The 13,571-nt window shown below is 45.6% G+C and carries 12 protein-coding genes; 9 read left to right on the top strand and 3 right to left on the bottom strand.

The window, feature by feature from the left end:
* The first annotated feature begins 3 nt into the window (after window positions 1-3).
* Window positions 4-225, top strand: a complete 222-nt coding sequence (locus AYW76_RS11285; RefSeq protein WP_067038189.1) for a hypothetical protein — start codon at window positions 4-6, stop codon at window positions 223-225.
* A 7-nt stretch (window positions 226-232) separates the two neighbouring features.
* Here the strand turns inward: AYW76_RS11285 and AYW76_RS11280 are convergent, their stop codons facing one another.
* A complete protein-coding gene (locus tag AYW76_RS11280) occupies window positions 233-1,534 on the bottom strand; it encodes a tyrosine-type recombinase/integrase (RefSeq protein WP_231872600.1) in 1,302 nt (433 codons plus the stop codon).
* A gap of 113 nt (window positions 1,535-1,647) precedes the next feature.
* On the opposite strand from AYW76_RS11280, the gene AYW76_RS11275 reads away from it, so the two are divergent.
* From AYW76_RS11275 to AYW76_RS11265, 3 genes are read left to right on the top strand one after another with little or no spacing between them, the layout of a single operon-like run.
* Window positions 1,648-2,754 (top strand): mannose-1-phosphate guanylyltransferase, encoded by a 1,107-nt coding sequence (locus AYW76_RS11275; RefSeq protein ID WP_067219954.1) that lies wholly within the window; start codon window positions 1,648-1,650, stop codon window positions 2,752-2,754.
* Between the two features lie 10 nt (window positions 2,755-2,764).
* A complete protein-coding gene (locus AYW76_RS11270) occupies window positions 2,765-2,986 on the top strand; it encodes a hypothetical protein (RefSeq protein WP_067219952.1) in 222 nt (73 codons plus the stop codon).
* Window positions 2,987-2,997: 11 nt separating this feature from the next.
* Window positions 2,998-4,428, top strand: coding sequence for a phosphohexomutase domain-containing protein (locus tag AYW76_RS11265; protein WP_067219949.1), 1,431 nt, complete (start codon window positions 2,998-3,000; stop codon window positions 4,426-4,428).
* Between the two features lie 48 nt (window positions 4,429-4,476).
* On the opposite strand, the gene aroA is transcribed toward AYW76_RS11265, so the two are convergent.
* Entirely contained in the window at window positions 4,477-5,754 is a 1,278-nt protein-coding gene (aroA, locus tag AYW76_RS11260; protein WP_067219945.1) for a 3-phosphoshikimate 1-carboxyvinyltransferase, read from the bottom strand.
* Between the two features lie 302 nt (window positions 5,755-6,056).
* Here aroA and AYW76_RS11255 point away from each other — a divergent pair, with 302 nt between their 5' ends.
* The 3 genes from AYW76_RS11255 to AYW76_RS11245 are packed head-to-tail and all read left to right on the top strand — an operon-like array spanning window position 6,057 to window position 10,401.
* The gene (locus AYW76_RS11255) at window positions 6,057-6,566 is read left to right on the top strand and encodes a molybdopterin-dependent oxidoreductase (protein ID WP_067219941.1); all 510 of its coding nucleotides are present in this window, start codon (window positions 6,057-6,059) and stop codon (window positions 6,564-6,566) included.
* Window positions 6,567-6,579: 13 nt separating this feature from the next.
* On the top strand, window positions 6,580-9,333 hold the full coding sequence (locus AYW76_RS11250) for a hybrid sensor histidine kinase/response regulator (RefSeq protein ID WP_067219937.1): 2,754 nt from the start codon (window positions 6,580-6,582) through the stop codon (window positions 9,331-9,333).
* 39 nt (window positions 9,334-9,372) lie between these two features.
* Window positions 9,373-10,401 carry an HD domain-containing phosphohydrolase gene (locus tag AYW76_RS11245; protein WP_156489068.1) on the top strand — a complete coding sequence of 343 codons (1,029 nt, stop codon included), beginning with the start codon at window positions 9,373-9,375 and terminating at the stop codon, window positions 10,399-10,401.
* On the opposite strand, the gene AYW76_RS11240 is transcribed toward AYW76_RS11245, so the two are convergent.
* Complete coding sequence (locus tag AYW76_RS11240; protein ID WP_067038116.1) at window positions 10,402-10,905, bottom strand: YchJ family protein; 504 nt, start codon at window positions 10,903-10,905, stop codon at window positions 10,402-10,404.
* A gap of 76 nt (window positions 10,906-10,981) precedes the next feature.
* Here AYW76_RS11240 and sbcB point away from each other — a divergent pair, with 76 nt between their 5' ends.
* Together sbcB and AYW76_RS11230 are read left to right on the top strand one after the other, a co-directional pair.
* The gene (gene sbcB, locus AYW76_RS11235; protein ID WP_067219930.1) at window positions 10,982-12,430 is read left to right on the top strand and encodes an exodeoxyribonuclease I; all 1,449 of its coding nucleotides are present in this window, start codon (window positions 10,982-10,984) and stop codon (window positions 12,428-12,430) included.
* Between the two features lie 23 nt (window positions 12,431-12,453).
* Complete coding sequence (locus AYW76_RS11230; RefSeq protein WP_067219926.1) at window positions 12,454-13,479, top strand: AI-2E family transporter; 1,026 nt, start codon at window positions 12,454-12,456, stop codon at window positions 13,477-13,479.
* Window positions 13,480-13,571 lie beyond the last annotated feature (92 nt).

The raw sequence follows: 13,571 nt of genomic DNA, 5'->3' as shown, positions 1-13,571 counted from the left end.
ACGATGCCTAACTGGTTACGTTTTTTAATGCTTCGGGGTCGAGTACCTTCGCTTTGGTTACTCCGACCTTTATCGCTTATCACTGCTTTTTTACTCGCAACGAAAGCGCCTGAACTGCAAGATTCAACACAACGAACCATTGCTTATGTTGGCCTATCCGTCATTCTATTATGGAGTTTTATTTGGCTGGTATGGCATTTAAAAGATAGGCTTAACAAGCGTTAAAAGTTTATTAATGCGGCTTTAATGTTTTTTTACGCCCGCTGGCATGACGTTCACGGTATTCGGTATCAATATATCGGTCGGTGGTGGCCATGCTGGCGTGGCCTGCGTCTTCTCTCACATGTTCTTTAGGTCGAACTTTTACGTCTTCTGAAATACCCGTATGGCGTAGCCAGTGGACAGTGGCGACACGTAGGTCGTCGGCATCGCTTTTTAGTCCATCATCGCACATACGGTAATAGGCTTGGTCGAAGCAGTTTTGCACGATATTGCGTACTTGCCTTGAACTGGTCATGGCGCCTTGTCCACGAGTTTTGGGGATTAATGCGGTTTGCTCTGCAACGGTTGGTAAATCTGGTAGTTGTCGAAAGCGTCGGTAGCGCGCTAGGGCATTTAGCATTTCATCAGACACGCTTACAAGGCGTTCTTTATTGCCTTTCGATAAGACCTTAAACCACCAATGACCGTCTGAATCTTTAATAAAGTCGCCCATAATGGGTGCGGAACGTTCGTCAGCGACCAATTCCGATATTCGCAAGTACATGCCAAGTAATGCATTCATGATGAACAGAGTGCGCTCATGGGTCGCTGGGTCTTCTTCAGCAAGCAACTCTGCGGTTTCGATCACATAGTCCCACTGTAAGTTTGAAATACGACGCACTTGGCGTCTCGTCACTTCTTTTTTAACAAATTTACTTTTTTGACGAATCAACGCAACGGGATTTTGTTGAACTGCTTCTTCTTGCATTAAAAATCCATAATAAGAGGACAGAATAGAAAAAGTAGCGCGAATAGCTGCTTGAGATAAATTGTAATGTTGTGAAAGTGGCACTTGTCCGTTGCGAAACTCCATCTTAGAGACGTGCGCAACAAACGGGCGCCATTCTTCATTTGGCACGCGTTCGCCCATTTTATTCTTAAAACGCGCCACATTTTTTGTACCGATCCAGTCTTCAGGAGGGGTGTTACAAAAATGAATGAATTCTTCGATCTGATCACGGCGTAAAGATAAAGCTGGTGAGTCCTGTGTACTCCATGACCATAACAGTAGGCGTTCTACTTCACGACGATAAGAGTTGAATGTCGCTTGAGAACCGTTGTAGCTGTAGATAAAGCAAAGCGCGAGCTGTAAGTCCCTTTGATAATCCATTTTTTGGAGTTGCGGAATATCAGCTTTGAGTGGCTCAAGTATCCCATGAAACTGAGTAAAGGGATTGGGAAGGTGCTCTAGATTGTCAATTAACGGCAGGGGAGAGTTCATAACCAGCAAAAACGCCTTATTCAGTCGATACTTAGAGTGAAATAAAATCATAGGTTAGCCCTATCCAGTATTAGGTTCAATCGCAGATTTCAGTTATCATCTCGCTCCTCGGCTTGTCGTCCTATATACGTCGCCTCTCGTTAACCCTATCTAGAGCAACGGTAATGAATGCCCCAGACCAACCTATAATCCCCGTGCTGCTAAGCGGTGGTGTCGGTAGTCGACTTTGGCCCCTGTCTTGTCCTGCACACCCTAAACCGTTTCTCACGTTGCCAGATGGCGACTCGCTGTTGGTCAAAACACTGCAACGAGCGTTATTGATTCAACCTAATGCGCATTTAATGAATGTGACCAATCGTGAGCTGTATTTTCAAACGAAAGATACGGTACGCAAAGTCGTTGATGTGGTGCCTGACACAGATGGACAACAACACTATGTGCTAGAGCCCTGTGCTCGTAACACAGCGGCGGCCATCGTGGCCTCTGCCTTACGCGTTCAGGCCTTGTATTCTGACCAAGCTGTGATGCTGGTGATGCCCTCGGATCACTTGATTGAGCATGAGGCGTCTTTTTCTGAGGCCGTACGCATCGCTTACGATTTGGCGACCGAAGGCCAATTGGTAGCGTTTGGCATCCCTCCCAAATCTGCCGAAGTTGGGTTTGGCTATATTAAAGCGGCTGTAGCTACTGGAAGTCCTTTTAGTGCCGTTGAGCGCTTTGTTGAAAAACCGGATTTACCTACCGCACAAGCTTACGTTGCCAGTGGGGAGTATTTATGGAATGCCGGTATTTTTTGCTTAACGCCCAGTACGCTGCTCAGTGAAATGCAACGGTATGCGCCTGAGTTAGTCGAAGCTGTGCAATGTGCTGTTCGGCAAGGTGAAAGTGGCCACAGTGCTACAGGCAGTTGCTTAGAGCTCGATGCTGGCGCCTTTACCCAGGTACCTTCGATCTCTATTGACCATGCCCTGTTTGAGCACACCGATAAATCCTGTGTAGTGCCCTGTGACTTGGGGTGGCGTGACATCGGTACTTGGCAGGCCTGGGCAAATTTATGGGAAGCGGATGCGCAGTGCAATCAGGTACATGGGCAAGTGCAGCTCCTCGATACGCACAATACCTTCATCCATAGCCCTAATGCGCTGACCGCCGCGGTAGGGGTGAAAGATTTGATCATTGTGAATACCGACGAGGCACTGCTCATCGCTCATAAAGATGCACAACCCGCACTAGGACAACTTCTTACCCAACTAACTCATAAACGTTCATAGGAATTGTGTTATGCCCAAATGGCTTACTATGTTGAAATTTGGCGATCGCGCGCCATCACTTTGGTTATTGCGTCCATTGTCACTGCTAACGGCGTTTGTGTTGGCCACTCGCGCGCCCTTGATTGAGCAGGATGGCGTTCGGATAGCTACCTTTGTCGGGCTGTCCTTGGTGCTGCTGTGGTGTTTTATTTGGTTGGTGTGGCACTTTCGTGTGCGCTGGCAACAACGCTAACGGACAGGTTGATGACTGATATATGCATCGGCCAAATCATTGCTGACAGTGGGGTGGCTTTTGGTACCAGTGGTGCGCGAGGTCTTGTGTCACAATTCAGCGACCCAGTGGCGGGAGCCTTTGCGTTGGCGTTTCGCCAAGCCTTAGCCGATCAAGGCTACGACGTCTCAGTGATCGCCTTGGCGATTGATCGGCGCCCCTCGAGCCCTGCGATCGCTGCGTCTATCTACGCCGCTTTGAAGGCGGTGGGGTGTGAGGTGAAGTACTATGGCATCCTGCCGACCCCAGCCTTAGCGCTACAATCATTTTCGCAATCTATCCCTAGCCTTATGGTGACTGGCAGCCATATTCCGTTTGAGCGCAATGGTATTAAGTTTTACCGGCCTGATGGCGAGATCGATAAGCCAGATGAAGCAGCTATCCTTCGCCAGCGTCAAGCGCTACCGACTTGGTCACCTCACTTACCTTTACCCTCCGATCATGCCCGAGAAGACTATCAGGCGCGCTACCTAGACGCCTTTGCCAGCCATGCTTTGTCTAACCTCACGGTTGGGGTGTACGAGCATTCCGCGGCGGGGCGTGACCTGACATGTACCATCTTAAAGAAGCTCGGTGCCGAGGTGGTAAGCTTAGGGAAAACCAACCAGTTTGTGGCGTTGGATACGGAAGCAATCAGTGAGCGTGATCAGTATTTAGCGCGACAATGGTGTACCGCATACGACTTAGACGCGATTGTGACCACCGATGGAGACGGTGACCGAGTCATGATGGCTGATGATGAAGGGCGTTGGTTAGCGGGTGATGTGATCGGCATGTTGTGTACACGCCTATTGCAACCGGCGGCGTTGGTAGTCCCCATTAGTTGTAACAGTGGCATCGAGTCTTATCTAAATATTCCTGTGGTACGAACAAAGATTGGGTCGCCTTATGTCATTGAAGCGATGGCGACGCTTGCTCAAACCTATCCTCAAGTCGTTGGGTTTGAGGCCAATGGTGGGTTTCTGACGGCGACTGCGATTCCTGTGCAGGAGACCCTTTTGGCAGCGCTGCCCACTCGAGATGCGCTGCTGCCAATGTTAATGGTGTTGCAGGAAATTAATAAACAGCGCGTGAGTTTGTCCGCACTGGTTCAACAGGTAACCCATCGGGTGACCTCGAGCTCTCGGATCACTGACGTTAGTTGGGCGTTTAGTCAAACGCTGCTGCGCCGTTGGCAGGACGACCTTGAAGAGGTGGTGCGACAACTTGGGCGAACGGATGAAGTGTGCCACGTGAATACCACTGATGGCTTACGGATGACCTTTACTAATGGTGATATTATTCATGTTCGAGCGTCGGGAAATGCGCCAGAATTACGCTGTTACTGTGAGTCAGGTAGCAAAATAGCGGCGGAGGCTTTGCTGCAACAGGCCATGTCACTGTTAGCTCAGCAGAAGCCTTAGTGCACTTAAAGCGGTTCGCCAGAAATACTGGCGAACCGTTATTTGACGTTACTGAGTCACTTGTTGGAACAGCTCAAAATAGGTCGGAAAGGTTTTAGAGGTACAACCCGGATCGTTGATTGTGACGGCAGAGTTGGAGAAAGCTACGAGTGAGAAACACATAGCAATACGATGGTCGTTGTACGTATCAATCGCAGCGTGTTGCACGTCTTTCAATGGCTGAACCGTAATGTAGTCCTCGCCTTCAACCACATCGGCGCCGAGCTTTTTCAGCTCTGTGGCCATGGCATAAAGACGATCGGTCTCTTTCACCCGCCAGTTGTAGATATTACGAATGGTCGTTGGGCCGGTTGCGAACAATGCTGTGGTGGCAATCGTCATAGCGGCATCGGGAATGTGGTTCATATCCATATCAATGCCATTGAGTTCACCACGCTCCGCTTCAATCCAAGTCGGACCATAGGTGATGTTAGCTCCCATCGCTTTTAGTGCTTCCGCAAATTTCACGTCCCCTTGAACACTGTCGCTACCAACACCGTGTACTTTTATTTTACCACCGGCAATTGCCGCAGCGGCTAAGAAGTAAGACGCGGATGATGCATCGCCTTCTACCATAATCTCGCCAGGGCTTTGGTAGGTCTGGTTACCTTTGATGACAAATGCTTTGTAATCTTGGTTGTCCACATCGACACCAAATTGCTTCATGACGTGCAAGGTAATATCGATGTACGGTTTAGACACCAGTTCACCGTCAACTTTGATGGTTAAATCACCTTTCGCGAGCGGGGCGCTCATTAACAAAGCAGTTAGGAACTGACTTGAAATATTGCCTTTGATTGATACTTCGCCACCAGCAATACCATTCGCTTTAATTGTTAGCGGTGGGTAGTCCTTGGTGCCTTCGTATTGAACGTCTACGCCTAACGATTGCAGCGCATCGACAAGGTCGCCAATTGGACGCTCGTGCATGCGCGGCTCACCGTGTAGACGGTATTCACCTGTACCCAAGCACAATGCTGCTGTAAGAGGGCGCATGGCTGTGCCAGCGTTGCCTAAGAAAAGATCGGCATGGTCAACATTAATAGGGCCGGCTAATCCTTCAAGAATACAGGTACGTCCTTCATCTTCTAGTTGATAACGAACACCCATTGTCTTAAGAGCATTGAGCATGTGACGAATGTCATCACTGTCTAAAAGGTTGGTGATTTTAGTGGTGCCTTGGGCAAGTGTTGCTAAAAGCAAAATACGATTAGATAAGCTTTTTGATCCTGGAATTTGAATCTCGCCGTTGGCGCTGTTAAGTGGGCCTAAAGTAATGGAATTCATGGATTTTTCCGTATGCTAACTCACGCAAAGAAGCGTTAGTTTCGTTATTTTATTACAAGTATCCGTACGATACGTTTACTCATAGCTAACTGCAATAGTTTTGCATACTGAAGTGCTTTAACACCTTACAAATGTAAGCTTAAGTTGAGTGCTGCGTTTACATAAGTTGGGTTTGCGTAACGTTTAGTAATTAGGCGCAGACTATTTCTAGGCTATGCGAGTAATATTTAGGCTTATCACCTTGGGCTAGAATCCTACTTATTACTGGCCTACATATTTATGCTATGAAGTGGAGACTGGCCATGAAGCAACGACTCAATATAAAAATATGCTCGCTAGCGATCGGTTCAATGCTAGTTTGTCAAACAGCGCTGGCATTAGAAGCACCAAAGGGGCGAGTAATCTTAACCGTATCTGGCAATATTACAGAAACAAACAGTGATCAAGGTGCACTCTTTGACCGTGAGATGTTGCTTGAACTGGGGGTTGATTCTATGGACACAGGCACGCCGTGGACGGAAGGGGTGAATACGTTCTCTGGTCCACGTCTAGCGGCGCTGCTTGATACGGTAGGCGCTAAGGGAGAAAGCCTTTCAGTCACTGCGTTAAATAATTACAGTGCAAATCTCCCCGTCCAAGATGCGTATGACCATAACATTATGTTAGCCATGGATGTAAATGGAAAAAAGATGTCGGTTCGTGATAAAGGACCTATCTTTGTACTTTACCCATTTGCTGATGATCCATCTTTAAATAATGAGGTCATCCATAATCGCTCGGTGTGGCAAGTGAAAGCGATCACCGTAAAGTAATTTAGGGACATTAATGAAGTCTGTTCTGAAGTACAAATTCGGCACGTTTATCGGAGTATTGGTCGGTACGGCGTCAATTTTTTTAGTTGTCGTTGTGCTTCTTTATGTGCAACTTTTAGAACGACAAGAGGCGCTACTGTCTGCGGCTGAAGAAGATGCCTTGTGGGCTTCCTATCAATTGGATAGAGAGGCTCTTCAGCTCCGCAATGCCGTGCGCCTTCTCATTGATTCTCGCAATACCCCAGAGAGCCTAGACAGACTGGATGAAGCGCAACTTAGGTTTGATATCTTATACAGCCGTGTAAATATTATTTCAGCTGGACAGTTGAAGATCCTGTTTAACAAGTTGCCAAACGCAGATCGGTATCGAGCAGATCTTAGGAAGCGCTTAGATTTAATTGATCGGGTGCTGTTTGTCGATGATCCAAATATAATTGATAAGACTTACATTTCTAAGCAGGTAGAAGATCTACTCAAGACAACAGAATCCATTGTATTTAATGCATTGGAACGCCGATCACTTGATAAAGTAACTGAACGAAACAGTATGGCCACGCTCTACCGATATCTCGGTCTATTGGTGAGTGCCTTAACGCTTGTCATGTTAGTCATCATTGGTATTTTGGTCCGTCAAGTTCGCATGAGTATCGTGTCCTATAACAAAACCAAGAAACTGGCGAACGAGTTGCAGCAAACAGCAGTCGCCGCTCAAGCTGCAACCCGTGCAAAGTCAGACTTTTTAGCCACAATGAGTCACGAGATACGGACTCCGATGAACGCTATTCTTGGTATGTCCCACCTTGTGCTTGATTCAGATTTGCAACCCAAACAGCGTAATTACGTTACCAAAATTCAAAGTTCTGCTAACAACCTGTTGCTTATTATTAATGATATTTTAGATTTTTCCAAAGTAGAAGCAGGTAAACTTCACCTTGAAGACACGCTATATTCTTTAGATGAAGTGCTTGAATATGTATATCAAGTATGTCGCAACACCGCCGAAGAAAAAGATCTTAAATTCATCGTCGCACGCGATTTTGACATACCAGATGGTCTAGTCGGCGACGCCACTCGATTAAAACAAGTATTAGTGAATATTCTGGGTAATGCGGTGAAGTTTACCCATGAAGGGAAGGTAACGTTATACGTTGAACGTAGGCGTCAGTGTATTGTGTTTACGGTTACCGATACAGGTATTGGGATTGCTTCTGGTAACGATATTTTTGAAGGGTTTAGCCAGGCGGATACCAGTACCACACGTTTATATGGTGGTACTGGGTTAGGTCTTGGTATTTCTAAACGCCTTCTTGAGCTTATGGGCGGCAGTATTTCTTATGACAGTGAAGTCGGAAAGGGTTCATGTTTTTGTGTAGAGGTTCCTCTAGTTCCTGCAAATGATTCAAAACCAACGCCCTTAAGAGCTCAGTTATGCGCTCTGATGTATGACACTTTGGCTTTAGAAAAGCTGGGGGCATTTCATATTCCACATGACGTTATTGATGAAAAATATTGTCCGCATTCTGATCAATTTCTTCTAATTAGCGATAGCAAGTATTCAGAGCTCAGTATCGATGAAGAAAGACTGTTTCAAAGTTCTTTTACCGGTAGAGTGATTATAGTCGGTCGATCGGTTAGCCATGACAGTTTATACCCTTGGCGCAAACTATCGCTAATCACGAAAACGAAATTGAACAGCTATCTTTCTTCTCATCAGCCAGAGGAAACGAACTCTGATCTTGAGCCTTTAAACCGATACCATGAATGTGACAGCCTTTTAGGGCGCAAAATCTTACTTGCGGAAGACAATCCCGTGAACGCAGAGATCGCCAGTGCGTTACTCGAGAAACTTGGCGTAATAGTGGTCGTTGCACAGAACGGTCAAGAAGCAGTTGACGCTGCAGGCAAAGAATCATTTGATCTTGTGTTGATGGATGTGCAGATGCCCATCATGGACGGCTATCAAGCAACAGAACAGATCATTCAAAAGCTTGGTGATAAACACCCACCCATTCTTGCATTAACGGCTGGTGCGTTAGATTCGGATCGTGAATATGCTTACAGTGCAGGGATGAGCGACTTCCTTACGAAGCCGTTAGCCCCTTTGTTATTGTTGAATAAGCTCGAGGAATGGTTGGTTGGGAACAGTGCAGAGTTCATCAATGAAGGACCAATAGACTCAAAGCGTGTATTTGCTCCTGAATTAGGCTTGTATCGCATCGGTGGCGACCAATCACGTTATCGGCTTATGCTTGAACGTTTTGTCACACTATTGCTTCCTTATACGAGTCAGTCAAAAGCCAGTACGCCTAAAACCAGCTATGAGCTTCATAGCATTAAAGGGGGTGCCGCCAATATTGGCGGTGAACGTTTTGCTGCTGAAGTCGCCCAACTTGAGCTAGATTTATCACAAGGAGGAAACAGTGGAGATAAAGAGCACACGGTACAACTTGTTAGAGTACAAGAAGCGGCTGATGAGCTTAGTAAATTAATTGCTCTTTACATGGAAAAGGACATAGCGCCTCAACGCGCTACGAAGAGTGAAGGTGAGGTCGCTTCGTTAAGTAAAAGTGAGAGCCTTCAACGTATCGATCAACTGATTGATGTTTTGGATATGGGGGTCGCTGATGTTTCGGAAACGCTTGATAGTCTGATCGCGCAATCTGACCTGAAACACCAAAAAGACCTGAAAAATGTTCAAGATAAGATTAATAACTACGACTATGATTTGGCTATTGATCAACTAAAACAATTGAGAACAAAATTTTAGTAAAGCATGCCTCATAGCAAGAAAATGCCAGGAAGTCATATGGAAGCAATTAAAAGCCGTGTTTTGGTGGTAGATGATTTAGTAGACAATATCGACATCTTAAAAGAAATTTTAAAAGATCATTATGATGTTTTGATCGCTAAAAATGGCAAAATGGCGCTTAAAATTATTGATTCACAGATGCCAGATATTGTGCTGTTAGATATTATGATGCCGGATATCAATGGTTACGAAGTCTGTCAGCAGATCAAAGGGAGTTCTGTCACAAAGCATATTCCTGTCATTTTCATTACAGCCATGACGACGATTGAAGATGAGCAAAAAGCTTTTGCAGCGGGAGCTGTCGATTATATAACAAAACCCATCACCCCTTTGACCACACTTGCGCGTGTCGCCAATCACTTAGCATTAGCAAATCAAGATAAGCAAAATCGACGCATCATAGCGAAACGAACTGCTCAGTTGAATGAGTCGTTAATATCAGCCGTCAATATGATCAGTGAAGCTGGGACGTACAATGATGAAGTCACGGGTGAACATATGTGGCGCATGGCGGATTACAGTGCAGTACTCGCACGCGCGGTTGGTTGGTCAGAAGAAAAGGTGGAAACGCTTCGGCTTGCTGCGCCTATGCATGATACGGGCAAAATCGGTATACCGGACAGCATTTTAAAAGCACCGCGTAAGTTAACGACGGAAGAGTGGGAGTTGATGAAACAGCATCCTATTATCGGCGCTAATATTTTAGGTAAAAGCCAAGCCCCACTATTTCAATTGGCGGCTGAGATATCATTGGGTCATCATGAAAAGTGGAATGGCAGCGGCTACCCAAATGAATTAAAAGGGGATGACATACCTCTGTCTGCTCGTATTGTCGCCATCGCCGACGTATTTGATGCCCTGACGATGGAACGCCCTTACAAGAAAGCCTGGACGATTGAAGAAGCCTATCAATTCATGCGCGAGAACGCGGGAATACACTTCGACCCAGAACTAGTAGAGCGGTTTATTTCTCAGGATGAAGAAATAAAAGCGGTTAAGCAAAAGTGGCATGCTGCGGGGAAGTGATTATCCGCAGCATTTTTTGAATTTTTTACCAGAGCCGCAAATACAGGGGTCATTACGCCCGGTGCGTTCAGCGTCGGGCGCAACATACGGTGTATGACCTTGTATCTCATGCTCACCTGATACGTAGAACCAAGCCCCATCAATTTTCTCAAACAATGATCGCTCGCTTAACTTACCCGTATTACTGCCTTCCTTAAAATGGGCCTCGAATGACACCATGCCGGTTTTGTCATCTGCTCCGCCGTCTTGAGTGTCCAATATGGCTAGCGTGACCCATTGTGTTTCAGCGTTACTACCTTCAACATCCTGAGCTGATTGCTCGGGATCTTCAGTCAATTTCTGGGTTGCAGCAATGTAATCAAACTTCTGTAACGCAAACGCACTGTAGCGCGAACGCATCAAAGCTTCTGCAGTTGGGGCAGTTCCTGGATTGTTGTGATACATTCCACAACAGATTTCGTAGTGCGCTTTTGAGCCGCAAGGACATTGAGCAGGGGTAGACATATCCAATCCTTCATCGCCAAGTTCTTGTTTAGATGCGTATAATACCCGTTTTAATAAAACCGAACAGGACTAATTTGTGAGTAATAGTGCGACCACTTCGTTTTTTTGGTACGACTTTGAGACTACCGGTGTTGACCCGGCAAAAGACAGACCAATGCAATTTGCTGGCTTGCGCACGGACTTAGATTTTAATCCCATTGGCGAGCCAATTATGCTGTACTGCAAAATCGCTGATGACGTGCTGCCTCATCCGGATGCGTGCTTACTGACCGGCATTACGCCACAAGATGCAATCCGTGAGGGATTATCAGAAGCTGAGTTTATGGCTCAAATCGAAAAAGAACTTTCGTATCCCGGCACGTGTTCTTTAGGTTACAACACTCTGCGATTTGATGATGAAGTGGTTCGGTACGGTTTTTATCGCAATTTCATTGATCCTTACGCTCGTGAGTGGCAAAACGCGTGCTCTCGATGGGATGTCATTGATCTTGTACGTATGGCTTACGCCATGCGCCCAGAGGGTATTAAGTGGCCTAAAAAAGAAGATGGGACGTTTTCTTTTAAGTTAGAAGACTTAACCAAAGAAAATGGCATTGCACATGAACAGGCGCACGATGCTCTATCCGACGTGCACGGAACGATTGCAATCGCTAAGCTTATTAAAGACAGGCAACCAAAGTTGTTTGATTACTATTACTCTATGCGTGATAAAGGGTCATTACAGCAGTTTGTAGACCCCGTTCGTATGAAGCCGTTTTTACACATCTCAGGTATGTTTGGCCAAGAAAAAAAGTTTTCAGCCTTTGTGGCGCCTTTAGCCCCACACCCGACCAATAAAAATGGTGTGATCGTTTATGATTTAATGGCGGATGCGCAACCGCTAATAGACTTGTCTATTGAGGAAATACAGAAGCGCGTCTTTAGTACAAAGGAAGAGCTTGGTGATACTGAGCGCTTACCTTTGAAAACCATTCATCTAAATAAGTGTCCTGCTGTGGCGCCAGCGACGTTTCTAAAAGACCAGCAAGTGGTTACTCGGCTTGGTTTGAATGGCGATATATGCCGTAAAAATCTAGCGTTGTTGCGCGACGCCCCCGGATTAGCAGCCAAGTTGTCGCAAGTGTTTATGCAAACTTTTGAGCGAATCGATAAAGACCCTGATCTGATGCTATACAGTGGTGGATTCTTTTCGCGTGATGACAAAACGCGTATGGAAGAAATCAGAAATACCCCAAGTGATATCTTAGGTGAACTTGAAATGACATTTGATGATCGTCGTTTGCCTGAAATGTTTACCCGCTATCTTGCACGTAACTATCCTGATCAGCTCAATCACGAGCAACGCGAAGAGTGGGAAGAATATCGCCGAGTAAAGTTGTTGCAAGAAGATGGGGGCGGCAGCCTAACTATGGATCAATATTTTAAAAGGCTAAATGAACTGGCAATGGATGAGTCAATATCGGATAGTAAGCGCATTATGTTGCAGGACTTGGCGGATTACGCCCAAGGTATTTATCCCTTTTAATGGGACACAAAGGAGTAGGGCGAATGAGCGATTCTCGAGGTACAACACAATGGCTATTAGCAATAGCGGCTTTTATCTTGATCATTGCAGGGTTAAAGGAAGCATCACAGATTGTTGTTCCTTTCATGCTATCGGTGTTTATTGCGATTATTTGTTCACCATTGCAAAACACCCTCAGACGCTACAATGTGCCCATTTGGATATCGATTATCATCATTGTGCTGATCATCTTGGCTTGTTTAGGGTCGATTGGATTACTAGTGGCCGCTTCGCTCGATAATTTCTCGCAACAATTGCCAACCTATCGTGAACGCTTTGGACAAGAAATGTCGACAGTGTTTACCCAATTAAATGGTGTTGGGATTAACATTTCTTATCAGCAAATCAAAAGCTATGTCGATCCTTCGTCTCTGATGAATTTATTCACGAATACATTAACAAGCTTGGGTAGCGTGTTAACCAATGTCTTTCTAGTAGTGATGATCGTTGTGTTTATCTTGCTGGAAGCGGCTGAGATACCAAAAAAACTCAGTTATGCATTGGATGATGCTGATTCATCAATGGAAAAGATTGAGCGATTTATCACAACAGTGAATCGATACTTAATGATTAAAACACTGATCAGTATCGCGACTGGATTGTTTATCGGTATTTGGGTGTCTGTACTAGGTGTGGATTTTCCTATCCTGTGGGGGGTCTGCGCTTTCTTGCTAAACTTCATACCCAACATTGGTTCTATTATTGCGGCGATTCCGGCGATGTTCCTAGCCTTTGTTCAATTGGGCACGTTTGACGCATTGTTAACGGGATTAGGGTTCATACTGGTCAATTTAGTGATGGGGAATTTCATCGAGCCTAGGTTTATGGGTAAAGGTGTCGGTTTGTCACCATTAGTAGTATTTTTGTCATTAATGCTATGGGGATGGGTATTTGGTCCCGTAGGTATGCTATTATCTATCCCATTAACAATCATTTTAAAGTTTGCTTTTGAAACCAACCCTAAGATGCGTTGGTTGGCAATTCTGCTAGATTCAAAAGCACATCCTTAATCAGTCGTAAAATACATAACATTTAGAATGTTTTGAGTGGCTAGGTATAAGAGCTAGCATAATCTATGTTTTTACATTAGAATACGCGATTG

The organism is Marinomonas gallaica, assembly GCF_001639745.1.
Classification (GTDB): Bacteria; Pseudomonadota; Gammaproteobacteria; order Pseudomonadales; family Marinomonadaceae; genus Marinomonas; species Marinomonas gallaica.
Note: the sequence above shows the minus strand (reverse complement) of the source record. Positions and strands in the feature narration are given on the sequence as shown.

Bases quoted from the DNA above. Each gene is read 5' to 3' on its own strand.
- AYW76_RS11230 (WP_067219926.1), top strand. From the start codon at position 12,454: ATGAGCGATTCTCGAGGTACAACACAATGGCTATTAGCAATAGCGGCT.
- AYW76_RS11255 (WP_067219941.1), top strand. From the start codon at position 6,057: ATGAAGCAACGACTCAATATAAAAATATGCTCGCTAGCGATCGGTTCA.
- aroA (WP_067219945.1), bottom strand. From the start codon at position 5,754: ATGAATTCCATTACTTTAGGCCCACTTAACAGCGCCAACGGCGAGATT.
- AYW76_RS11245 (WP_156489068.1), top strand. From the start codon at position 9,373: ATGGAAGCAATTAAAAGCCGTGTTTTGGTGGTAGATGATTTAGTAGAC.
- AYW76_RS11265 (WP_067219949.1), top strand. From the start codon at position 2,998: ATGACTGATATATGCATCGGCCAAATCATTGCTGACAGTGGGGTGGCT.
- AYW76_RS11285 (WP_067038189.1), top strand. From the start codon at position 4: ATGCCTAACTGGTTACGTTTTTTAATGCTTCGGGGTCGAGTACCTTCG.
- AYW76_RS11275 (WP_067219954.1), top strand. From the start codon at position 1,648: ATGAATGCCCCAGACCAACCTATAATCCCCGTGCTGCTAAGCGGTGGT.
- AYW76_RS11250 (WP_067219937.1), top strand. From the start codon at position 6,580: ATGAAGTCTGTTCTGAAGTACAAATTCGGCACGTTTATCGGAGTATTG.
- AYW76_RS11280 (WP_231872600.1), bottom strand. From the start codon at position 1,534: ATGATTTTATTTCACTCTAAGTATCGACTGAATAAGGCGTTTTTGCTG.
- AYW76_RS11270 (WP_067219952.1), top strand. From the start codon at position 2,765: ATGCCCAAATGGCTTACTATGTTGAAATTTGGCGATCGCGCGCCATCA.
- AYW76_RS11240 (WP_067038116.1), bottom strand. From the start codon at position 10,905: ATGTCTACCCCTGCTCAATGTCCTTGCGGCTCAAAAGCGCACTACGAA.